The organism is Streptococcus sp. SM5 (assembly GCF_027497975.1).
On the sequence record NZ_JAJNSC010000009.1, the window covers coordinates 20,719 to 44,743 of the forward strand.

General features: G+C 35.3%; 22 protein-coding genes and 1 pseudogene. 19 read left to right on the forward strand and 4 right to left on the reverse strand.

The window, feature by feature from the left end:
• The first annotated feature begins 305 nt into the window (after positions 1–305).
• The 14 genes from PAN07_RS08195 (at position 306) to PAN07_RS08260 (ending at position 16,871) form a co-directional block, all read left to right on the forward strand.
• Positions 306–1,313 carry a hypothetical protein gene (locus PAN07_RS08195; RefSeq protein WP_020902050.1) on the forward strand — a complete coding sequence of 336 codons (1,008 nt, stop codon included), beginning with the start codon at positions 306–308 and terminating at the stop codon, positions 1,311–1,313.
• A gap of 81 nt (positions 1,314–1,394) precedes the next feature.
• Positions 1,395–1,760, forward strand: coding sequence for a TIGR04197 family type VII secretion effector (locus tag PAN07_RS08200; protein WP_265465428.1), 366 nt, complete (start codon positions 1,395–1,397; stop codon positions 1,758–1,760).
• Between the two features lie 2 nt (positions 1,761–1,762).
• Entirely contained in the window at positions 1,763–2,137 is a 375-nt protein-coding gene (locus tag PAN07_RS08205; RefSeq protein ID WP_033682143.1) for a hypothetical protein, read from the forward strand.
• A complete protein-coding gene (locus tag PAN07_RS08210; protein ID WP_020902047.1) occupies positions 2,127–3,626 on the forward strand; it encodes a T7SS effector LXG polymorphic toxin in 1,500 nt (499 codons plus the stop codon). Before PAN07_RS08205 ends, PAN07_RS08210 begins: the two co-directional genes overlap by 11 nt.
• Positions 3,620–4,285: a DUF443 family protein gene (locus PAN07_RS08215; RefSeq protein ID WP_084863056.1), complete on the forward strand. Its 666-nt coding sequence runs from the start codon at positions 3,620–3,622 to the stop codon at positions 4,283–4,285. Before PAN07_RS08210 ends, PAN07_RS08215 begins: the two co-directional genes overlap by 7 nt.
• A gap of 42 nt (positions 4,286–4,327) precedes the next feature.
• Positions 4,328–4,984: a DUF443 family protein gene (locus PAN07_RS08220; RefSeq protein WP_020902046.1), complete on the forward strand. Its 657-nt coding sequence runs from the start codon at positions 4,328–4,330 to the stop codon at positions 4,982–4,984.
• A gap of 129 nt (positions 4,985–5,113) precedes the next feature.
• Positions 5,114–5,410: a DUF4176 domain-containing protein gene (locus PAN07_RS08225; protein ID WP_020902045.1), complete on the forward strand. Its 297-nt coding sequence runs from the start codon at positions 5,114–5,116 to the stop codon at positions 5,408–5,410.
• Positions 5,411–5,810: 400 nt separating this feature from the next.
• Positions 5,811–5,969 (forward strand): Flp family type IVb pilin, encoded by a 159-nt coding sequence (locus PAN07_RS08230; RefSeq protein WP_192856314.1) that lies wholly within the window; start codon positions 5,811–5,813, stop codon positions 5,967–5,969.
• A gap of 28 nt (positions 5,970–5,997) precedes the next feature.
• Positions 5,998–6,516, forward strand: a complete 519-nt coding sequence (locus tag PAN07_RS08235) for a hypothetical protein (protein WP_020902043.1) — start codon at positions 5,998–6,000, stop codon at positions 6,514–6,516.
• A gap of 164 nt (positions 6,517–6,680) precedes the next feature.
• The gene (locus PAN07_RS08240) at positions 6,681–6,905 is read left to right on the forward strand and encodes a hypothetical protein (protein ID WP_020902042.1); all 225 of its coding nucleotides are present in this window, start codon (positions 6,681–6,683) and stop codon (positions 6,903–6,905) included.
• Between the two features lie 114 nt (positions 6,906–7,019).
• Complete coding sequence (locus tag PAN07_RS08245; protein WP_020902041.1) at positions 7,020–7,742, forward strand: hypothetical protein; 723 nt, start codon at positions 7,020–7,022, stop codon at positions 7,740–7,742.
• Positions 7,743–8,320: 578 nt separating this feature from the next.
• The gene (locus PAN07_RS08250) at positions 8,321–14,815 is read left to right on the forward strand and encodes a S8 family serine peptidase (protein WP_269797679.1); all 6,495 of its coding nucleotides are present in this window, start codon (positions 8,321–8,323) and stop codon (positions 14,813–14,815) included.
• A gap of 600 nt (positions 14,816–15,415) precedes the next feature.
• Positions 15,416–16,312, forward strand: coding sequence for a DUF6287 domain-containing protein (locus PAN07_RS08255; RefSeq protein ID WP_247933275.1), 897 nt, complete (start codon positions 15,416–15,418; stop codon positions 16,310–16,312).
• Between the two features lie 250 nt (positions 16,313–16,562).
• A complete protein-coding gene (locus PAN07_RS08260) occupies positions 16,563–16,871 on the forward strand; it encodes a hypothetical protein (protein WP_247933276.1) in 309 nt (102 codons plus the stop codon).
• Positions 16,872–16,911: 40 nt separating this feature from the next.
• On the opposite strand, the pseudogene PAN07_RS08265 reads toward PAN07_RS08260, so the two are convergent.
• The 3 genes and pseudogenes from PAN07_RS08265 to PAN07_RS08275 form a co-directional block, all read right to left on the reverse strand.
• Positions 16,912–18,522 (reverse strand): annotated as a pseudogene (locus PAN07_RS08265) (N-acetylmuramoyl-L-alanine amidase); the annotation flags it as partial.
• Between the two features lie 33 nt (positions 18,523–18,555).
• Complete coding sequence (locus tag PAN07_RS08270; protein ID WP_084863061.1) at positions 18,556–18,789, reverse strand: hypothetical protein; 234 nt, start codon at positions 18,787–18,789, stop codon at positions 18,556–18,558.
• A gap of 51 nt (positions 18,790–18,840) precedes the next feature.
• The gene (locus PAN07_RS08275) at positions 18,841–19,749 is read right to left on the reverse strand and encodes a LysR family transcriptional regulator (RefSeq protein WP_049487917.1); all 909 of its coding nucleotides are present in this window, start codon (positions 19,747–19,749) and stop codon (positions 18,841–18,843) included.
• 102 nt (positions 19,750–19,851) lie between these two features.
• Between PAN07_RS08275 and PAN07_RS08280 the strand changes: the two genes are divergently transcribed.
• The 4 genes from PAN07_RS08280 to PAN07_RS08295 all read left to right on the forward strand — a co-directional run bounded on the left by PAN07_RS08280 (position 19,852) and on the right by PAN07_RS08295 (position 21,246).
• Entirely contained in the window at positions 19,852–20,082 is a 231-nt protein-coding gene (locus tag PAN07_RS08280; RefSeq protein ID WP_070528059.1) for a YqgQ family protein, read from the forward strand.
• Positions 20,082–20,462, forward strand: coding sequence for a rhodanese-like domain-containing protein (locus PAN07_RS08285; protein ID WP_084863062.1), 381 nt, complete (start codon positions 20,082–20,084; stop codon positions 20,460–20,462). Before PAN07_RS08280 ends, PAN07_RS08285 begins: the two co-directional genes overlap by 1 nt.
• A gap of 163 nt (positions 20,463–20,625) precedes the next feature.
• Positions 20,626–20,853 carry a hypothetical protein gene (locus PAN07_RS08290; protein WP_049492311.1) on the forward strand — a complete coding sequence of 76 codons (228 nt, stop codon included), beginning with the start codon at positions 20,626–20,628 and terminating at the stop codon, positions 20,851–20,853.
• A 165-nt stretch (positions 20,854–21,018) separates the two neighbouring features.
• On the forward strand, positions 21,019–21,246 hold the full coding sequence (locus PAN07_RS08295) for a hypothetical protein (RefSeq protein ID WP_084863064.1): 228 nt from the start codon (positions 21,019–21,021) through the stop codon (positions 21,244–21,246).
• Between the two features lie 39 nt (positions 21,247–21,285).
• On the opposite strand, the gene PAN07_RS08300 is transcribed toward PAN07_RS08295, so the two are convergent.
• Complete coding sequence (locus PAN07_RS08300) at positions 21,286–22,011, reverse strand: pseudouridine synthase (RefSeq protein WP_084863065.1); 726 nt, start codon at positions 22,009–22,011, stop codon at positions 21,286–21,288.
• Positions 22,012–22,172: 161 nt separating this feature from the next.
• Between PAN07_RS08300 and typA the strand changes: the two genes are divergently transcribed.
• Entirely contained in the window at positions 22,173–24,014 is a 1,842-nt protein-coding gene (typA, locus tag PAN07_RS08305) for a translational GTPase TypA (RefSeq protein ID WP_000164122.1), read from the forward strand.
• Positions 24,015–24,025 lie beyond the last annotated feature (11 nt).

Here is a 24,025-nt window from a genome sequence, read left to right on the forward strand (position 1 = left end):
TATACTTTAAATATAAATTAAAAACGAGGAGCTGCTTTGACATTAAAGAAACTCCTCGTTTTTTGTCTGTTCCATTTCGTAAGATGAATTAGCATGGTCATAAGCCTAAATTCATGATACAAAAATATAGCTTTGTTCCTATGGGAAGGGGTTGTTTTGATATTGTGGTATAATAGAACGAGAACGTTTTCTTTCTAGTACCTTGAAAATTCTATATTTTCGCTTATTTATCTGCTATGCTATTTACAAAAAAATCCTGTCTCTTGCCGTCAAGTTCCACCTTCATGATGTGGCTTTCTTGTTGATTGACTACAAGGGTTGGAGAAGCTAGAATAGCATCCTATAATGAGGCAATTTCTGCCTTCAAGCACCAGTTGAGCCTACCACAAAATGAAGCTAGTGAAGTGCGGACGATTGTGGGCTCTACGCCCCTTGCCATGACCATGGAAGACATCAAGGGACGGGCTCTCATGAAGCGTGAAGACGTGGATGTCATCCAGCTGGCACTCCCAGTCTCTGGAGACAACGAAAACCAAGTCCTCAATAACCTTCGTCAGAAAGTGGCTTCCCTCCAAGAAGCCTGGACAGGACAGCGCCCAAGTGCCATCCCGATGGTACCAGAGGAGTTGATGGTGGAAGAATTTTTGAAATTGCCTAGTGTACAAGAAGCTATTGAGAATGGTCAGATTCCTATCGGTTTGGAGCTAGAAATGGTTGGAAGTGTCAATATTTCTCTTAGCAAATTTAAACACATGGCTTATGTATCAAATGCAGAAGATACTTTTGATAATATAACTCATCATTTATTAAGAACTATTCTTAAAATGCCTAACGTTCATATGATGTTGATTGATGCTTTCCAAGAATATGAGTCATATAGTAATCAGGTGAAAACCTATGTTGGAAGTAAAAAGGAAGTATCGGACATAGGAAATCAGCTAATCTACGAAATAGAGCGCCGTCTTGAAAAAGGAATCTCATCTGAGTGGATTGTTTTTATACCAAATATGAGAGCACTTGTATCCGAAAGCGATTTAAATGTTCAACAGCTTCAATTTATGTTTGAGAATGGTTATCGAGTAGGGATGAGGTTTATTATTGGTACAGATTATACTTATATTGGAACAAGCGTTGACCCAATTCCAAGATACCTCAAAACAAATGTCCAATGGGTCATCTTTGGTATGCGCCTAATGGATCAAACCTTCTTAGATAAAGGAATATATAGCAGAGATGTGGCTCCAGATCCCGATCAGGTTTATTTACATTCTCGGAAAGAAATCATCAAACTCAAAATTAGTAAGAATAAGTAACAATATTATTTGATACTTAAGATTCAACCCTGTCTCTTGACGATTTGATAGTAGAAAGGATAATTGAAAAGGTTATTGAACATGGGACAAGTAAAAAGTGAAAAAGGCAAGGCAAGTACTATTGCAACTGGAATTGTATCAGCAAGCAATAGCATTACAACTGCCGGTACAGTTACTAGAGATAAGACAAGCTATTATACCGCTAATACGGTAGGAAGAAAATTGATCATAAATGAGGCATCTATTGCTCAAAATATTCAATCAAAAATAAGTGAATTCGTAAAATTAATTCATGGTGTCGCAAATGAATTCGAAGTAGTAGATGAGAATATAAGTACAATGTGGCAGAATAATTTATCGTCGAGTCAAAATAAGGGGACAACAGGTCTATCTTCGCCATACACAAATCCGTCATTTGTTCCTCAAAATAATTTGTTTAAGGAGTGAGGATGGAAAAAACTAGAAAATTAGAAGATATTCAATGTAGTGTTCAACAGATTCAAACGAAATTATCAAAGCTGGAAGAAGAAAGAAATCAGTTTCTTTCCGTTGCGACGGAGATCTTAGATCTTTGTCAAACGAACTTCATTCCATATAGAGAATTAGGCTATTATCCGTTATCAGTTAAAGATGAGATGGATCGTCTTGAAGATATAGAGATGTTAAAAAGGAATGAACAGCTACTTGATGATTTTATCTCTGAGAGGAAAGAAGAATTAAAAAAAGCAATGAGCAAGCTAGAGGGCGAAAAAGAGGAACTTCTTTTTCAACAACGCCGTCTTGAATTACAAAATGAGGAGAAGGAGGAGAAGAATGGGGATTAAAGTAGATATAGGCTCAGCAGATTCGCAGGGTAGTACAGCAAATAGTGTATTAAGCAGCCGTGTGAATTATTATAACGATGTCATTAGTGCCTTTAATAATTTGATTACAGAGGAGGAGTTGAAAGGGGCAGCCTATGATAGCGCTAAGTCTTATGCGGAAAATATAATGGTTCCCCTACTTAGAGGAGTTATCCTCTTTTCAGAGAGTCTAGGAGGAAAAGCCGGTGAACTACCGACTCTTTACTATTCACAAGTCGGTGGAGAAAGTCTAGATGAGGATATACTTCAACAGCAAATTGAAGCGAAGAATACAACCATTTCGACTTATGAATCTATTTTATATAGTTTATATAATCTAAAGGACGTCAATCCTATATATATAAGTAATGTTCGAGGAGTTATCTCAAATGCGACGAGTAAGCGAGATGAGTTACAAAGGAAATTAGAAAAATTGCAGTCGTTTGCGAGCTCGACTAGTGGTCAGTTTTCGGATTCAGAAAGCTTACAGACCTTAGTTTTCCAAGGTTTCGAACAAGTTACAGGTGACTTTGGAAAGTTTGATGGGACATTTAAAGTAGAGGGACAAGCTCCTTGGGCTAGTAATATTAATAGTGAGTGGACGAAACGTTCTGAGGTAGTTCAAAATTATCAAAATGTTTTAGATAAAATTAAAAATAAAACCGAATTAGATGAGAATGATATCGCAGCGATTGCAGAGTATGGGAAACGGTATCCAGGTAAAGAGTTGCCCGATAATGTTAAAGATGCTGTACGAAAATATGTCGAGAGTAAATTTAGTAAAAATGTTGACCTAAGCGTGCTAGGGGAGTTTCTTGAAAATATCCGAAATACGTCTTTGGAAGAAATTGCTAAAGACACAATTTCTAAGTTAAGTTCAACGAATCCTCAACTGTCAGAATACTTTAAGTATTTTACTACTACTGATAAGTTTGGTAATATAAACATGACCTACTCTGGGGATAGTAAAGGATATACGGATGCTTTATTCAAGGCAAATGCTAAGAACCTACTTAAGAAATTCACGATTTCAGAAATTAATATCCCTATAACAGGAACAAACTCTTCTGTTGGGATTTCAGCGATTAGTTCGATATTTATAGGGATGGACTTTTTGAACAACCTACAAAATGAGAATGCCGGGCGTGCCTTTACACATACTGTTGCAACTACTGCAATCGCTACATTAGCAGTAGATGCAGCTGCAACAACACTTGCGGCGGCATATTATGCAACCGGTTCAGAGGCTATTTTAAGTGTAGCTGCATATGCAGCTACAGGTCCGATTGGTTGGGCTATTGGTGCTGGGATTGCGGCAGCAACACTTGCTACTTTGGCATATAATTATAATTTTCTAGGAATCAAAGATATAGCAAACGAGATGGGTGACAATCTTAATAAAAGTATATCAGATGTCGGCAAAGCATTTGATTCAGGTATTAAATCAATTCAGAAAGTGTTTGGGTGGTAATTTTGGAAATTAATTATAGAGAAACGAAGTATTTTTGTCATCAACTTGTAGAACTAAATGGGAAAAAATATATATTAGATGCCAGTTCAATGACTCCTAAATTCTACTATTGGGGTGTTCCAACGGAGGAATTAACGGTTGAGATGGCGGAACTTAACAGAGAGGATATCAATTTTAGTACCCCGATTAATAAGTTTAAAGCTTCATATGTGGCAATCATGGTCCAACCTCTTGTAGTCATTGTTTATTCTTTATTGAAAACTTTTTTTAAAGAGTACAATATTAGTCAACAGATAATTTTAAAATTAGTAGTATTTTGCGCATCTATACTATTCTCCTACTTCATTTTTTATTTTACAAGAGAGAAAGAACGTAAAAATGTTAAAGCTTTACTGCCTTCTTCTAGCAGAAGATATGAGATGATTTTTAAACCAGTATCTGCAAGAAAGCAAGTTTTTGATGCCTATATTTTTAATGTTCCTATAATAGCTTGTTTAGTTCTCTATTTGTCAATTAATGATGGCGGAGAAGGGCTTGTTCTCGTTATCAATAGCATTATCTCATTTTTCCTTCTATCATTTTTATTTGGAAAGGTTCCCATTCTTTCCGCTTATAAGATTAGAAACGTCACATTTGAAGGAATTCGAGAAATTAAATGAGGCCTTTGATTCAGGTATTAAATCAATTCAGAAAGTGTTTGGGTGGTAAATGTGAAAATTAATTTTAGAGGATTGGATGTTGCTTATTTTGATGTGTTAGAGATGGGAGAGAAAAAGTACGTTCTCGATTCCAACTCCACGACACCAAAGAGTTATTACTGGGGATTTTCCCCTGAAAATCTTGAAGTTGATTTGATAGAACTTGATAGTAAGAATAAAAATTTTGATAAAAAAATTAAGATGGGACCCTCAGGAATGCGTATGGTATATATTGGTTTTAGTCTTCTTCTGTATAGAGTAGTAACATCAATTTTTAGATATTATGATATTAGTCATCATCTGCATTTAAAAGTATCTTTATTTCTCATATCTATTTTGGTAGCCTATATTGTCTATCAAGGTATTTTAATCAAATCAAGGAAGGAGATTTCAAGTCGTTTATCACAGGAAAAGAAGAGGTTTAAAATAGTCTTTCAGAATAATAAGAAAAAAAGACAATTCCATGCTTATCTATTTCCCATTTTACATACAATTGCTTTCTCTTTTTATATGGGACTAGATGATGGAACAGAAGCTGCAATTCTAGTGTTGAATGGTTTGTTGGCCTATCTATTTATTTGGATTGAATCTGGCGTTATTCCATTGACTTATGCTTATCAACAGAAATACCTAGAATTTAAAGAACTGAAAAAGCTATAATGTAACTGATAACGAAATTCAGAAAGTATTTGGGTTTTGAATGATGCATTTAAAGTTCAAGACTGCTTATACGATGGTGTATAGTATTGTAGAATTAAAGAAATTATAAATTGAAAGGAAATCAAATAAATGTCTATTTTGCCAATTGGAACAATTGTTTATTTAAAGGAGGGAAGTCAAAAACTAATGATTCTCAATCGTGGGGTTACTATAGAACAGAATGGTGAAAGTGTTTTGTTTGACTATTCTGCAGCTTTTTATCCAATGGGACTAAACCCAGAACAGTTGTTTTACTTCAATCGTGATGATGTAGATAAAGTGGTTTATAAAGGCTATAGTGATGAAGAAGAAGAACGGTTCGCCGAAATTTATCAACGTTGGCTTGATGAAAATGCAACAACAATTAAAAAGGGTGTAACAAAATAATGTGCATCTGTAAAGATTGTTGAAAAAATCACTATACTTTAAATAAAAATCAAAAACGAGGAGTTGCTTTAATATTAAAAAAACTCCTCGTTTTTTTGTCTGTTCTATGTCGTAAGATGAATTAGAGTTGTCATAAGCCTAAATTCATGATACAAAAATATAGATTTGTTCCTATGGGATGAGAGCTGTTTTGATATTGTGGTATAATAGAACAAGAACATTTTCTTTCTAGTACCTTGAAAATTCTATATTTTTGGCTTGTTTATCTGCTCTGCTATTTATAAAAAATATATCCTATCCCTCGCTGTCAACTTCAACCCTCATGATGTGGCTTTCTTGTTGATTGACTACAAGGGTAGGAGAAAGCATTGAGAAAATTGGAGATTGTGTAATACCGTTAGTGAATAAATTAGATAGATTTTTAGGGTGTGCTAAATTTGCAAAAGCGTTACCATATGGATTGGGAGCAGCACTTGACTTTGCAGGGCAATTGTTAGGTAGTGAAGAACTTGGAGATGCAGTTAATGGATTGTTCTCGGGATTAGGTAGTATATTTTAATTAATAAATTAACGGAGAAATTTTAATTATGAAAATATATATTGGTTATTTGGATTCGAAATGGATTTATTTTGATGAAGAAAACGAAGTATTTCAATATCAAAATCAAAAAAATAGTTCTAATTGGATTATGGTTGCTGCTCCACTTGCAGTCTTTCTTTTAAAAGGAATTGCAAGTGCTTTAAATTCAGCCATAGGTACATTATCGTATACGCTTAATCTCGGTATTGCAATGATTGGAACTCTGATAGTTTGCGGAATGTTGATGATAACGAAGGCGAGAAAAAAATATCCGAGAACTGCTTGGAAAACAGTTGTTTTGAAGGAAAAAGATCTCAAAACACTATTAGTAAAGGTGATTTCAATTTTTATTATTAAGATTCTCTTTATTATTTTAGGGATTTATTTTTTGGTTACTTATATTAGAGAAACTGATTTTTTATGTCTGTTGATATATCTACTTGCTTTTGCTTGTGTTATACATTTTCATCAGGAATTTAAGACAAGTAAAATTAAAAAAATATTGAAAAACAAAAAATATTGTTAAATGGTTTGGCATCGGTAGTGCTATATTGTTAATCATGACCTACGCTATTGTAGTACTTGCTTATTTGTTAGAGAGATGAGGTATAGATGTCAGACGTTAGTATTGTTGAAGTAGAAGAAGTGAACCTAAGTATATCAGATATTCAGATGAAGTAGGAGAACTATATGACAGATTTGAAGCTTTATTTTTTGTTGCTATTTGCACTTTTATTACTCTGTTCATTTGTATTTTTCTTTTTCCGTTATTTTTACAAAAGAGAACTAAGGATTAAAAATTTATCTACTGCATGTATTGAGTGGGTTGGGAAATGTAGCAGACGAACAGATTTGTCAAAAAGTATATCCTTCATGTTAGGAGCTTATAGAGGATATGCTGGAAATGTTTTATAGATATCCCAGTTTATTTTAAGAGTTATCCTTTCTCTGTAACAGATGCAGCTAAGGATGCCTTCATAAAATATATATGAAATTGGTGAAGGCTTGCAAACGATAGGAGTGGAGTTGATGGTAAAGAAAAATAGAAAAAATAAAGCAAAGATTACTGATATAGAAAAAGAAAGATACCATGGTCCTTTGATCACACATGGTGTCAGTTTAGGTTATATTAAATTATATCCATGGATTGCTTTAGCATTAACTGGTTTTCTGTATGTGGGTGGAACTTATGAAGACAATCTAGGCATCTTTAAAGGACTTTCTTTGTTTTGCGGTGTTGTGAATATATTAGGTATTATCATTTCTTTTATTCCCTATTTGGTAAACGCATGGAAGAATTTAACATATTATTTGATAGCCCTTACAGTGTTAAGCTTAGTGATAGTTACAAATTTTATTTGTTTACTAATAGTTATTTCAGACGGTAGTTCTATAGGAGCTAAGGAGATATATCAATCCCCTCTCACTCCATTTTATGTAATATTGATGATGTTACTTTTTATCTTTGCTTGTGGCCTCTATGCTTGGTACTATATCCCAAAGAATCAGGGGAAAGTCTGGGCCTTTAATCAAGTAAAAGGAGGAAGTAGAAAGAAAACATGGTGGAATAATTTTGCTATAGCTTTTGCTGGGGCAACAATCATTCCCGCACTCCTAACAGGCTATATTCAGATTGCTTTTGGTGTTTTATTGGGAATTTTATTTACTTTGACCCTGCCAGCTGTAATAGTAGATGCGGTTTATGCAGCTATTTATATAAAGAAGCACCCTGATAGCGATGGATTAGTTTAGAAATGAAACCGTTTGTAAATATCTAAGAAAGGTGCACTTAATTTGCCATTCAAGGGAGATGAAAATTTCTTGACTTCTATACTATAATTGAAATCTCCGATTTAGCTCAGTCGCTAGAGCAAGAGAGTCGTAAAGCCTAGGTCACAGGTGAACATATGACTGAGGATTTGAAAAATTAGATATGTAGAAAATAACCGTTAAGCCTAGTTCTTATCGGTTATTTATGTTGTTACACAACATTGTTATTGCATCAATTATGTCTGTTTTTGTAACTCTGGTAGTGCTTCAACTTACTTGCTACTATTTTTGATGGTGTGAATTTGCTTATAATGTATCTCAGTTAAGTACGAAATTTTTATATCTTTTTTAACACATATTAAAAATAAAATTAATACCCCTTAATTTTTCTTGACTTAAATTTTTTTAATTGATATACTATTTTTCAGAGAGCTAACAATTATATATAAATGTACTACTCTATTTCCTAGATAATACTTAGTAAAACTTTTTATAACAAAGGCTAGCAAAGTTAAAGTTTTCTATCTATTGGAAGTTAAATAAATATGTAAGGAATTAAAATGAAAAAAAGTACAGTATTGTCATTAACCACAGCTGCAGTTATTTTAGCAGCATATGTCCCTAATGAGGTAGTCTTAGCAGATACATCTAGTTCTGAAGATGCTTTAAGTATCTCTGATAAAGAAAAAGTAGTAGTAGGTAAACAAAAAGAAAACAAAGAAAAACATGAAGATATTCATAATGCTATAGAAACTTCAAAGGATACTGAAGAGAAGAAAACAACAGTTATTGAGGAAAAAGAAGTTGTTAGTAAAGAATCTGTGATAGACAATAAAACTAACAATGAAAAAGCAACAATCAAAAAAGAAGATTCCAATCAATACAAAGGAGATAATGCAAACTCGTCTGCAAGTAAAGACACAGAAAATCCCAAAAAAGAAGATAGACTTGTCTATATTGCTGAATTTAAAGATAAAGAATCTGGAGAAAAAGCAATCAAGGAACTATCAAATCTTAAGAATACAAAAGTTTTATATACTTATGATAGAATTTTTAACGGTAGCGCTATTGAAACAACCAAAGATACTCTGGACAAAATTAAACTAATAGAAGGTATTTCATCGGTTGAACGGTCACAAAAAGTCCAACCTATGATGAATCATGCTAGAAAAGAAATTGGAGTTGAAGAGGCAATCGATTACCTAAAATCTATCAATGCACCATTTGGGAAAAACTTTGATGGCAGAGGTATGGTTATTTCAAATATCGATACGGGGACAGATTATAGGCATAAGGCTATGAGAATCGATGATGATGCCAAAGACTCAATGAGATTTAAAAAAGAAGACTTAAAAGGTACTGATAAAAATTTCTGGTTGAGTGATAAAATTCCTCATGCTTTCAATTATTATAATGGTGGTAAAATTACTGTAGAAAAAGCTGATGATGGAAGCGATTATTTTGATCCACATGGGATGCACATTGCTGGGATTCTTGCGGGAAATGACACTGAAAAAGATATTAAAAACTTTAACGGAATAGATGGAATTGCGCCTAATGCACAAATTTTCTCTTATAAAATGTACTCTGACGCAGGATCTGGCTTCGCAGGAGATGAAACAATGTTTCATGCTATTGAAGATTCCATCAAACACAATGTCGATGTTGTTTCGGTATCATCTGGCTTTACAGGAACGGGCCTTGTAGGTGAGAAATATTGGCAAGCTATTAGGGCGTTAAGAAAAGCAGGCATTCCAATGGTGGTAGCTACGGGTAACTATGCAACTTCTGCTTCAAGTTCTTCATGGGATTTGGTGGCAAATAATAATCTGAAAATGACCGACACTGGAAATGTAACACGAACTGCAGCACATGAAGATGCGATAGCAGTTGCTTCTGCTAAAAATCAAACAGTTGAGTTTGATAAAGTTAAGATTGGAGGAGAAAGTTTTAAATACAGAAATATAGGGGCTTTTTTCGATAAGAATAAAATCATAACAAACGAAGATGGTTCAAAAGCTCCTAGTAAATTGAAATTTGTATATATAGGCAAAGGTCAAGACCAAGATTTGATAGGTTTGGATCTTAAGGGCAAAATTGCAGTAATGGATAGAATTTATACAAAGGATTTAAAAAATGCTTTTAAACGAGCAACGGATAAGGGTGCACGCGCCATTATGGTTGTAAATACTGTAAATTACTACAATAGAGATAATTGGACAGAGCTCCCAGCTATGGGATATGAAGAGGATGAAGGAACTACTAGTCAAGTTTTCTCAATTTCAGGAGATGATGGTGTAAAGTTATGGAACATGATTAACCCTGATAAAAAAACTAAAGTTAAAAGAAATAATAAAGAAGATTTTAAAGATAAATTGGAGCAATACTATCCAATTGATATGGCAAGCTATAATTCTAATAAACCGAATGTAGGTGATGAAAAAGAAATTGACTTTAAGTTTGCACCTGAAACCGACAAAGAACTTTATAAAGAAGATATTATAGTCCCAGCAGGATCCACATCTTGGGGACCGAGAACAGATTTACTTTTAAAACCTGATGTCTCAGCACCAGGTAAAAATATTAAATCCACTCTCAATGTCATTAATGGGAAATCAACTTATGGTTATATGTCAGGGACTAGTATGGCAACTCCAATCGTGGCAGCTTCTACTGTTTTGATTAGGCCAAAGTTAAAGGAAATGCTTGAAAGACCTGTATTGAAAAATCTTAAGGGAGATGACAAAATAGATCTCACAAGTCTTACAAAAATAGCCCTACAAAATACTGCACGGCCTATGATGGATGCGACTTCTTGGAAAGAAAAAAGTCAATACTTTGCATCACCTAGACAACAGGGGGCAGGGCTAATTAATGTTGCCAATGCATTGAGAAATGAAGTTGTAGCGACTTTCAAAAACACAGATTCTAAAGGTTTAGTAAACTCTTATGGTTCTATTTCTCTTAAAGAAATAAAAGGAGATAAAAAATATTTTACAATTAAGCTTCACAATACATCAAACAGACCTTTGACCTTTAAAGTTTCAGCATCAACCGTAACTACAGATGCTCTAACTGACAGACTCAAACTGGATGAAACATATAAAGATGAAAAATCTCCAGATGGGAAGCAAATTGTTCCAGAAATTCACCCAGAAAAAGTCAAAGGAGCAAATATCACATTTGAGCATGATACTTTCACCATAAGCCCAAATTCTAGCTTTGATTTAAATGCGGTTCTAAATGTTGGGGAGGCTAAAAACAAAAATAAATTTGTAGAATCATTTATTCATTTTGAGTCAGTGGAAGAAATGGAAGCTCTGAACTCCAACGGGAAGAAAATAAACTTCCAACCTTCTTTATCGATGCCTCTAATGGGATTTGCTGGGAATTGGAACAAAGAGCCAATCCTTGATAAATGGGCCTGGGAAGAAGGTTCAAAATCAAAAACAATGGAAGGTTATGATGATGATGGGAAACCGAAAATTCCAGGAACATTAAATAAGGGGATTGGTGGAGAACATGGTATAGATAAATTTAATCCAGCAGGAGTTATACAAAATAGAAAAGATAAAAATACAACATCCCTAGATCAAAATCCAGAATTATTTGCTTTCAATAACGAAGGGATCAACGCACCATCATCAAGTGGTTCTAAGATTGCTAAAATTTATCCTTTAGATTCAAATGGAAATCCTCAAGATGCTCAACTTGAAAGAGGATTAACACCTTCTCCACTTGTATTAAGAAGTGCAGAAGAAGGAATGATTTCAATAGTAAATACAAATAAAGAGGGAGAAAATCAAATCGACTTAAAAGTCATTTCGAGAGAACACTTTATTAAAGGAATTTTAAACTCTAAAAGAAATGATGCAAAGGGAATCAAATCTTCTAAGCTAAAAGTTTGGGGTGACTTGAAATGGGATGGACTCATTTATAACCCTAGAGGTAGAGAAGAAAATGCACCAGAAAGCAAGGATACCAAAGATCCTGCTACTAAGATACGAGGTCAATTTGAACCAATTGCAGAAGGTCAATATTTCTATAAATTTAAATATAGATTAACTAAAGATTATCCATGGCAGGTTTCCTATATTCCTGTAAAAATTGATAACACAGCCCCTAAGATTGTTTCGATTGATTTTTCAAATCCTGAAAAAATTAAGCTGATCACAAAGGATACTTATCACAAAGTAAAAGAGCAATACAAGAATGAAACTTTATTTGCGAGAGATCAGAAAGAACATCCTGAAAAATTTGACGAGATTGCCAACGAAGTTTGGTATGCAGGAGCCGCTCTGGTTAATGAAGATGGAGAGGTTGAGAAAAATCTTGAAGTCACTTATGCAGGTGAGGGTCAAGGAAGAAATAGAAAACTTGACAAAGACGGAAATACTATTTATGAAATTAATGGTGCAGGAGATTTAAGAGGAAAAATCATTGAAGTCATTGCACTAGATGGCTCTAGCAATTTCACAAAGATTCATAGAATTAAATTTGCTGATCATGCTGATGAAAAGGGGATGATTTCCTATTATCTAGTAGATCCTGATCAGGATTCATCTAAATACCAAAAGCTTGGCGAGATTGCCGAATCTAAATTTAAAAATTTAGAAAATAGAAAAGAGGATAGTCTTAAAAAAGATACAACTGAGGTAGAAAATCATCAAGAAAATGAAGAGTCTATCGAAGAAAAATCTAGCTTTACTATCAATAAAGCCATTTCAACAATTAGAGAATTTGAAAGCAAAGATTTAAAGAAACTCATTAAAAAGAAATTTAGAGAAGTTGATGACTTTACAAGTGAAACTGGTAAGAGAACAGAGGAATACGATTATAAATACGATGATAAGGGAAATATCATTGCTTATGACGATGGTAGTGCCTTAGAATATGAAACTGAAAAACTTGATGAAATCAAATCAAAAATTTATGGTGTTCTAAGCCCGTCTAAAGATGGACACTTTGAAATTCTTGGAAAGATCAGTAATGTTTCTAAAAATGCCAAGGTATATTATGGCAATAACTATAAATCTATAGAAATCAAAACGACCAAGTATGATTCCCAATCAAAAACGATGACATTTGATTTATATGCTAATATTAATGATATTGTGGATGGATTAGCTTTTGCAGGAGATATGAGATTCTTTGTTAAAGATGATGATCAGATAAAAGCTGAAACTAAAATTAGAATGCCTGAAAAAAATAAGGAAACTAAAACAGAATATCCCTATGCATCAAGTTATGGGAATGTAATAGAATTAGGAGAAGGAGATCTTTCAAAAAATAAACCAACCAATTTAACGGACATGGAATCTGGTAAAATCTATTCTGATTCAGAAAAACAACAATATCTATTAAAGGATAACATCATTCTAAGAAAAGGCTATGCACTAAAAGTGACTACCTATAATCCTGGAAAAACGGATATGTTAGAAGGGAATGGAGTCTATAGCCAGGAAGATATAGCAAAAATCCAAAAGGCCAATCCTAATCTAAGAGTCTTATCAGAAAAAATAATTTATGCTGATAGTAGAAATGTTGAAGATGGAAGAAGTACTCAATCAGTATTAATGTCGGCTTTGGACGGCTTTAACATTGTAAGGTATCAAGTGTTTACCTTTAAAATGAATGATAAAGGGGAAGCAATCGATAAAGATGGAAATCTTGTGACAGATTCTTCTAAACTTGTATTATTTGGTAAGGATGGTAAAGAGTACACAGGAGAGGATAAGTCCAATGTAGAAGCTATAAGAGAAGATGGCTCTACGTTATTTATTGATGCAAAACCAGTAAATCTTTCAATGGACAAGAACTACTTTAATCCATCTAAATCTAATAAAATTTATGTACGAAATCCAGAATTCTATTTAAGAGGTAAGATTTCTGATAAGGGTGGTTTTAACTGGGAGTTGAGAGTTAATGAATCGGTTGTAGATAATTATTTAATCTATGGAGATTTACACATTGATAACACTAGAGATTTTAACATTAAGCTTAATGTTAAAGACGGTGACATCATGGACTGGGGAATGAAAGACTATAAAGCAAACGGATTCCCAGATAAGGTAACAGATATGGATGGAAATGTTTATCTTCAAACTGGCTATAGCGATTTGAATGCGAAAGCGGTTGGAGTACACTATCAATTTTTATATGATAATGTAAAACCTGAAGTAAGCATTGATCCTAAGGGAAATACTAGTATCGAATATGCTAATGGAAAATCTGTAGTCTTTAATATCAATGATAAAAGAAATAATGGATTCGATGGTGAGATTCAAGAACAACATATTTATGTAAATGGAAAAGAATATAAATCATTTGCTGATATTAAACAAATAGCAGATAAGACACTAAACATTAAGATAGTTGTAAAAGATTTTGCAAGAAATACAACCGTAAAAGAATTCATTTTAAACAAAGATACGGGAGAGGTAAGTGAATTAAAACCTCAGATGGTAACTGTGACCATTCAAAATGGAAAAGAAATGAGTTCAACGATAGTGTCGGAAGAAGATTTCATTTTACCTGTCTATATGGGCGAATCAGAAAAAGGATATCAATTTGATGGCTGGGAAATTGCTGGTTTCGAAGGGAAAAAAGACGTTGGCTATGTTCTTAATCTATCAAAAGATACCCTTATAAAACCTGTATTCAAGAAAATAGAGGAGAAAAAGGAGGAGGAAAATAAACCTACTTTTGATGTATCCAAAAAGAAAGATAAGCCACAGGTAAATCCTAGTCAATTAAATCAAAGTCATAGAAAAGGGGACTTACAAAGAGCAAATCATTCACAAAAATCTGATTCAACTAAGGATGTTACAACTACAGTTCTTGATAAAAACTTTGAAAATAAGAAGGAAGTCCATCTTAATGAACAAGAGAATATAGCTAATAAACATACTAACATTGATAGTAAGTCGGATACTAACCATTCTGACAAGTTGCCAAAAACCGGAACAGTTAGAGCAGTTCTTACACCATTCATTGCTGGAATATTGTTTATAGTAGGAGCACTTCTTGGATTGAAGAAAAAAGATCAAGATTAAGACAAAAGGTATGGATGAAAAAATGGTTTATGTACTGAGATTAGATACTGTGATGGTTAAACAGTTTGCTGACAATTACTATTTAATACTTAATTCTTAAGTTTACATTGATAATTATACTCTTTTAGAATGTATTAATGGGCTTTATTTAGATAACAAAAAATCTTCTTATTGAAAATAGGAAGATTTTTTGGATTCTACCAACTTCATAAAATACGGTATCGAACTATATATTAAAAATTGTATTTTTAAAATTATCGTAAAAACTCAAGATTTATTTGATGAAGTACAGTCTATATGCAATATGATAAGTAAATACGTCTATTATAATTTTTATAAAGATAAGTGAATAATACAAAAAATAGCTCCCTTTATTTATCATAGTCAGACTATAAAAATATATAAAATTCTTAAAAATTATGGTATAATTTATGTTAATAAACTCGATATAGAGTTTAATGGATGATTCTATTGATGCCAATATTTTAGGATTAGCCGATTGGTTTTCTTTGGAAAGTGCATCCATTCATGGATACTGATAAAATATGACGAATTTGTCTAAAATATAGATGAAATATAGTTAAAAATAGGAGGAATACTATGACTAAGAAAAATTTTGAAGAGACAAATGATCCTAAATCAACTGTCTCGAAGGTAGTGAAAGGATCTTCTCCAGCTACAATTAGGAGCAAGGTATTTAAAATAAAAGTCTATATTGGCATTGCCATTAGTCTTTTGGTTGTTGCAATCCTAGCAAGTATCTTCTTATTCTCATCTAATAAGGCAAATAAAGAGTCAAGTCTAGCATCGTCTGTAACTTCAACTAAAGAGTCAACAAGTCAGACATCTACAAACCAAGGAAAAACAGATGAGACTGATAAAGATAAGCAAGAGGAAATCCAGAAACTCAAGAATCAACTGACTGATTTAGACACCAAGATTACTGAAGCAGAATCACTTGTTAGCAAGCTAAAAGAAGAAACTGCAGTTCCGAAACTGGATATTGAAGCACTAAGAAATAATGATTTATCTAGTTTGAAAGGCACATGGCGTAGTCAATCTGGCAATGAATACATTATTAATAATTCTGGAGAAGTAGATGCCACTTGGTTTACAAATGATCAAAAGTACGAATCTGTAGTTGGATTAAAGGTATCAAAAGGTCAAGATCGTCGTAACCCTGAGACAGCTTCTCTAAGTGCTTGGGCAAAAGATTCTGTTGCTGGAGGATTTGTAGTAGTTGCTGTTCCAAGTGGAGTTGTCATGAAACCTGGTGATGATGGAAAACTGACAGATAAAAGCAATCATGACGAGGAGAGACTGTTTGCAGGACAGCAGTATGAAGCGATGTTATCGAGACCAGAAGATGTTTATTATCGTGTAAAACCAGATACTAGTAAACTTGATGAAGAGGAGAAGCATTTAGCTCAACTACAGGCTGAACGCGAAGCAATCAAAACTTCTCTAGAATCTAAGGAAAAGAAAAATACGAACTAGAAAAAACTAGTTTAGAATCTAACTGTCGATTGTTTTAGTTCAGAAATACTGTTGCAATCGCTAGAATGAAGAAGCTCATTAGGGCTTCTTTTCTTTTATCTTAACTATTGAACCACTTAGACTGAGATAGAGACCAGATAGGCAACAGAGCTTGTTCTTGAAACTGACCTCTGCTATAATAATTTTTGTAAGAGATGCGAGCGTCGACATCAGACAAGTCAAGTTCATAAAAAAGTAATGGGAGATAAAAATGAAAAAATTATTAGGTATTGGATTCTTGCTAGTTTCAGCTTTGATTTTGTATTTTGGTTCTGTTGGATGGCCAAGTTTGGATGTCAACCCATGGTCACTCATTCCGGTAGGTTTGTTCCTCTTTTTCACTCTAGAGAATCTTTTAAAAAAAGATTACAAGGCTAGTCTGATGTGTTTGATTATTGCCTTTATCATCGCCAATGCAATTTTGGACCTTTTACCAATTTCAAGTGGCTTGGTAATTGGAGCGGGCGTACTAGCTTGCATTGGTATTGGGTACCTCTTTACTGATAAAGATAAAAAATAAGACAAATAGAAAAGGCCTCGAGGTTTCTCGAGACCCTTTTTTACTTACCAGCGTAATATTTTTGAATTCCTTTCACGATACCTGTTACAAGCTTATCTTGATAGTGGCTATCTCGAATCTGTTGATTTTCAGCGAAATTATCCATATAACCTAGCTCTAGGAGGACGGCTGGTTTAGCAGTTTCTCGAAGAACGGCAAAGCTTCTTTCCAATAAACCAGCATCTTTAGCACCAGTTTCAGCTAACAATGAAGAATGGATAGCTGCTGCGAGGCGCTTGCTTTCGCTCATACGGTCAGGATGGTTATGCCAGTATGGGTTGATTTTACTTGGATAATCAGGTTCATCACTGTAGGAATAGGTTTGAATTCCACTAGATTTTGAGTATGCACTACCAGTCGCATTGAAGTGAATACTGATAAAGATGTCAGAGTTAGTCTTGTTAACCATACGAGAACGTTCTGTTATGAAGTCTACATCAATATCGATATCACGTGAAGTGAGAACTTTGTAGCCAAGTTCTTCTAACTTTTTGCGTAATTTACGATACACCTGCATGTTGAGGTCTTTTTCAGCGATATTGTAATAGTATGCACCTGAGTCTCTTCCCCCATGTCCAGGATCCAAAAAGATGGTTTTACTGTATTGGCCTTTTACAAAACCAACTTCTTTTGAGACCTCAGAAATCCATTGACCATTTTTGTGGAACAGATGATCTTTACCGTCAATTTTGTAAGTTCCGGAAATATAATGTCCATTATCATCTAAGTAGTAGCGGGCCTTATAAGTGTCGTCGTAAATCCACTCTTTTTTAGCCATATAACCACCAGCTTTGAGGTAATAAGCTCCAATCCATTCTTTTGATGCATACATTCCACCATGCTTCAAAAAGAACCAGCTATTATAATTTTTATCAAATATCCATTCATTATCAGCCATAGCCCCATTGGTTTTTAGATAATAGCTTCCCGACCATTTATCGGCTAACATAGCTCCATCTTGAGCAAAAGAATACCAAGAACCGCTGATTTTTTCCCATTTGTTTTGGACAAATTTTCCAGATGCGTTCGCATAGAACCAGGTATCTTTAATTTTTACCCAGCTATTTTCAGCCATAGCACCACTATTATTAAATAGGTAGCCCTTAAATGTAGTTGAGCTCAACATGATTCCCTTTTTATCAAAGTAGTACCAAGAACCATTGACTTTCTCCCACTTGTCCTGAGAAATTTTTCCAGAGGATGTTGCATAGTACCAATTTTGGTCGATTTTTGCCCAGCCGTTTGTGGCCATAGCACCACTTTTGGTCAGTAAGTAGCTGTCAAAAGTAGTATTACTAAGCATGATTCCATCTTTGTCGAAGTAATACCAAGAATCAGCAATTTTTTCCCATTTATTCTGAGAAATTTTTCCTGAAGAACTAGCAAAGTACCACTTTCCATTGATGAAGTTCCAACCGTTCTCAGCCATCACTCCATCTTTATTGAATACATAACCATCAAAGGTTGTATTGCTTAGTCGATTTCCATCTTTGTTGAAGTAGTACCACTTTCCTTGGATTTTTTTCCAGTTGATAACAGGTTTATTGTGTTCATAAAATCGCCAGTTATTATTTTCTTCCTGCCAACCTTCTTTGACTTTTTCAACTTTTTTTCTTCTTTTTTTACTTCCGCTTTCTCCTCTGCTTTAGCGGGAGTTTTTTTCGATTTGTTCTTCTTTGTCATTAACTTTAGAAGAATTGTCTGTTTTTTCAACCTTCTCTTTCGATTTTTCTTGGTTTTCGATTTTTGAAGTACTTGAGTGAGGAATTGTTACATTTTCTCGTACTCCCTCTGCTTTATTTTCTTGAGCATGAGCAGTTGCTTGAGTGTATCCTAAAATAGATAGGGAAACAACACTAGCAAGTATAACTTTTTTCATATTTATCTCCTTTTGTTTTTTTGCTTATTATAATAAAATTTTGCTGATTTCTCAACTATCAAACTGGACTTCTTCTAGTAGATAGTCGATAAAGCGTTCACCCATCTTAGACAAGCTGGTTTTTTCATGCTGGATATAGACCAGTTCAATTGGGTCATCAATATCCAGTGGGATGGAAACGATATTGTCTCCGTTGAGGTTGCTGTTCAAAATTCCTGTCGCAATGGTATAACCGTCCAAACCAATCAAGAGGTTAAAGAGAGTGGCACGGTCGCTGACTACAATAGATTTTTTGTGGTATTCCTGCGAGAGAATCTCTTCTGAAAAGTAGAAGGAGTTGTGAGTTCCTTGGTCATAGCTGAGGTAAGGAAAGTTCTCCAAGTCTTCTAGTTTGACCTTGTCTTTCTTTGCCAGAGGATTGGTCTTGCTGACAAAGATATGAGGTTGAGCTGTAAAGAGATGGTGAGCTAGCAGGTGGTTGTCATCCAGCATTTTGGTTAAAACATCACGGTTGTAGCTGTTTAAGAAGAGGACACCGACCTCACTACGGAAGTTCTTGACGTCATCGATAATCTCCCAAGTCCGAGTTTCACGAAGAAAGAGCTCATATTTCTCCATATCACTTTTCTTGAGCAGAGAGACAAAGGCATTGACCACAAAGGCATAGTGTTGAGACGAAACGCTAAAGAGTTCACGGTGGGCGACAGGATTTTTATAGCGTTCTTCTAGAAGCTGAGTTTGCTCGACAACCTGACGGGCATAAGAGAGGAACTCCATGCCATCACGGGTCAAGGTAATACCCTTAGGATTACGAATAAAAATTTCAATACCCATTTCATTTTCTAAATCTCGAACAGCATTAGAAAGACTCGGTTGGGTGATAAAGAGCTGCTTGGCTGCCTCATTCATGGAGCCAGTTTCGACGATTTTGATAATATAATGTAATTGTTGAATTCTCATGTTTTTATTGTACCACACTTGCGTCAGAATCGCCAAGGAAGATAGGAAAATCAGGAGCATTGTGTGAGTCTCTTCTTGAAAAAAACATAAAATTTTGCTAGAATGAGTCTTATGAAAACATTCTATGATGTGCAGCAATTCCTCAAACGATTTGGTATTATTGTTTACATGGGAAAACGCTTATATGATATTGAACTGATGAAGCTGGAACTCTCTCGGATTTACGATGCAGGGTTGATGGACAAACTAGACTATCTAGAAGCAGAAGCGGTTCTTCGCAGAGAGCACAAGGTAGAATTGGATTATATTGAGAAAAATGGAGAAATGAACTAATGGTTACTTGGATTTTGTTGGCACTTATACTAGCAATGTTGGCGTGGATGGGCTTTAACTATCTCCGTATTCGTCGTGCGGCTAAAATCGTAGACAATGAGGAGTTTGAAGCCTTGATTCGTACGGGTCAATTGATTGATTTGCGTGAACCAGCTGAATTTCACAGAAAACATATCCTTGGTGCACGCAATATTCCTTCAAGTCAGTTGAAGACTAGTCTTGTAGCCCTTCGTAAGGAGAAACCTGTCCTTCTTTACGAAAATCAACGTGCGCAACGTGTCACAAATGCAGCGCTCTATCTGAAAAAGCAAGGTTTCTCTGAGATTTATATTCTTTCTTATGGATTGGATTCTTGGAATGGAAAAGTGAAGACTAATTAACATAAGCTAAATTCTCAAACTAAGTTCCGTTTTGGGTAGACAAGTGGACGTTTCTTTGAGAGAATGCTATGATTAATATGATGAAAAAACGTATAGTATTATATAGACAAAACATATTTCTTTTGATATAATTTAGTGGTAATAATTTTAGGAGTTTTATAATATGAAAGAAAAGAAGAAATCTTCCCTTGTTTTAGGTATCCTATCTATCGTTCTTGGTTTGCTATCTCCAATCGTAGGTCTCGTTTTGGGGATCATTGGTCTAGTCTTGGCTAATTCACATCAAAAAGAATCTGAATTAGACTATAAAACAGAACGAATTCTAAATATCGTAGGAATTGTAGTTTCTGTAATTAACTGGGTTGCAGGACTCCTCTTAATGATGCACTAATCAGGATTCTAACAAAAAAAGCTTTATTTTTAAAAGCTTTTTTGTTTTATCCACTCTTCTCGGTTCAAGAACCGGATAATATAGTGCTAACATTTTTCACCCAATTGATAAAGCCGATTTTTATGGTATTATTCATTTGTGTTTAGTTTAAGGAGTTTTTAGAAAATGCAAGAAAAGAAAAAAAATCCACTTTTTGTGGGTATCTTGTCGATTATTCTTGGTTTGTTATTTCCGTTGGGAGGTATTGGTTTAGGTATTACCAGTTTATTGTTTGCTAACTCACTTCAAAAAGAATCTGGACTAGACTATAAAACAGAAAAAATTATAGCTATTGTAGGGATTGTTCTTTCTGCTCTTAACTGGATTGTTGGAATTATCTTACACATGAGTTAAAGAAGATTAAAAAAGCTTTAAACATAAAGCTTTTTTCTTTTATCCACTTTTTTCTAAATAGTTTTTAACGACTTCCAATTCCTCTGGATTCAAGGGACGGAATTGCCCTTCTGCTAGTTCTGGGGCTAATGTAAAGTCACCGAACTGAACTCGTTTGAGAGAGACAACCTTGACACCAACTGACAGGAACATTTTCTTAACTTGATGAAATTTTCCCTCTGAAATGGTGATAGAGGCTTGGCTGAAAGAAGGACTTGCAGATAGAATCTCTAGCCTAGCAGGTTTACAGACAGTGCCATCTAAAAAGACAATTCCTTTTTGAAAGGCTTGGATATGGTCAGGTGTCAGAAGTCCATTAACCTCAACTTGATAAGTTTTATCAATATGGTATTGGGGATGGAGGAGCTGAAAGCCCAAGGGACCGTTGTCGGTCAAGAGGAGGAGTCCAGTCGTATCTCGGTCCAGTCGGCCAACGGCATAGAGTTTATCAGACTGGATGTCAGGTGGAAGCAGGTCCATAACGGTTGGAAGTTCCTTGTCTTTGTTGGCTGTCACGACACCAGCAGGTTTATGAAGCATGAGATAGCTGTGCTCATAACCTTGAATGATTCGGCCCTGAAAAAGGAGTTCCTGTAACCCTGTATCGATGTTCTGGGCTAGGGAGCGGGCTGGGCAACCATCGACTAGAATTTCCCCTTTGAGAAGTGCTTGTTTCATGGCTTTTCGGCTGATTTTTTCTTGGGCTAATAAATTATCTAAACGCATACTGTGCCTATCTTATCATAAGTTGTATACTTTGAAAAGGCTTGACGTGAAAAGAAAAGCAGAGTGAAAACATTTACACTTGCTTGAGTTATGTTATTTACTTGAAAATATGGTATAATCGTTCAGTTAGAAAATAAATTTTGAATATTATAGAGGAAATCATGACAAAATTAAGAGAAGATATCCGTAACATTGCGATTATCGCCCACGTTGACCACGGTAAAACAACCCTCGTTGACGAATTATTGAAACAATCAGAAACGCTTGATGCACGTACTGAATTGGCTGAGCGTGCTATGGACTCAAACGATATCGAAAAAGAGCGTGGAATTACCATCCTTGCTAAAAATACAGCCGTTGCCTACAACGGAACTCGTATCAACATCATGGACACACCAGGACACGCGGACTTCGGTGGAGAAGTTGAGCGTATCATGAAAATGGTTGACGGTGTTGTCTTAGTCGTAGATGCCTACGAAGGAACAATGCCACAGACTCGTTTCGTATTGAAAAAAGCCTTGGAACAAGACCTTGTCCCAATCGTGGTTGTTAACAAAATCGATAAACCATCAGCTCGTCCAGCAGAAGTAGTGGACGAAGTCTTGGAACTTTTCATCGAGCTTGGTGCAGATGACGACCAGCTTGACTTCCCAGTGGTCTATGCATCAGCGATTAATGGAACTTCTTCATTGTCAGATGATCCAGCTGATCAAGAAACTACTATGGCACCAATCTTTGACACAATTATCGACCATATCCCAGCTCCAGTAGATAACTCAGATGAGCCTTTGCAGTTCCAAGTGTCACTTTTGGACTACAATGACTTCGTTGGACGTATCGGTATCGGCCGTGTCTTCCGTGGTACAGTTAAGGTTGGGGACCAAGTTACCCTCTCTAAACTTGACGGCACAACTAAAAACTTCCGTGTTACAAAACTCTTCGGTTTCTTTGGTTTGGAACGTCGTGAAATTCAAGAAGCCAAAGCAGGTGACTTGATTGCCGTTTCTGGTATGGAAGACATCTTTGTCGGTGAAACCATTACTCCGACAGATGCAGTAGAGGCTCTTCCAATCCTACACATCGATGAGCCAACTCTTCAAATGACTTTCTTGGTTAACAACTCACCATTTGCTGGTAAAGAAGGTAAATGGGTAACTTCTCGTAAGGTGGAAGAACGCTTGCAGGCAGAATTGCAAACAGACGTTTCCCTTCGTGTTGATCCAACTGATTCACCAGATAAATGGACTGTTTCAGGTCGTGGAGAATTGCACTTGTCAATCCTTATCGAAACAATGCGTCGTGAGGGATATGAACTTCAAGTATCTCGTCCAGAAGTTATCGTAAAAGAAATCGACGGTGTTAAATGTGAGCCATTTGAGCGTGTACAAATCGACACTCCAGAAGAATACCAAGGGTCTGTTATCCAAAGCCTTTCTGAACGTAAGGGTGAAATGTTGGATATGATTTCAACTGGTAATGGTCAAACTCGTTTGGTCTTCCTTGTTCCAGCGCGTGGTTTGATCGGATATTCAACTGAGTTCTTGTCAATGACTCGTGGTTACGGTATCATGAACCATACCTTCGACCAATACTTGCCATTGATTCCAGGTGAAATTGGTGGTCGTCACCGTGGTGCCCTTGTTTCTATCGATGCTGGTAAGGCTACAACTTACTCAATCATGTCTATCGAAGAACGTGGTACGATCTTTGTCAACCCAGGTACTGAGGTTTATGAAGGAATGATCATCGGTGAAAACTCTCGTGAAAACGACTTGACAGTTAACATCACGAAGGCGAAACAAATGACCAACGTCCGTTCAGCTACTAAGGACCAAACAGCTGTTATCAAGACACCTCGTATCTTGACCCTTGAAGAGTCTCTTGAGTTCTTGAACGACGATGAGTACATGGAAGTAACGCCTGAGTCTATCCGTTTGCGTAAACAAATCCTTAACAAGGCAGAGCGTGAGAAAGCTAACAAGAAGAAAAAATCAGCTGAATAAGAGCTAGAAAG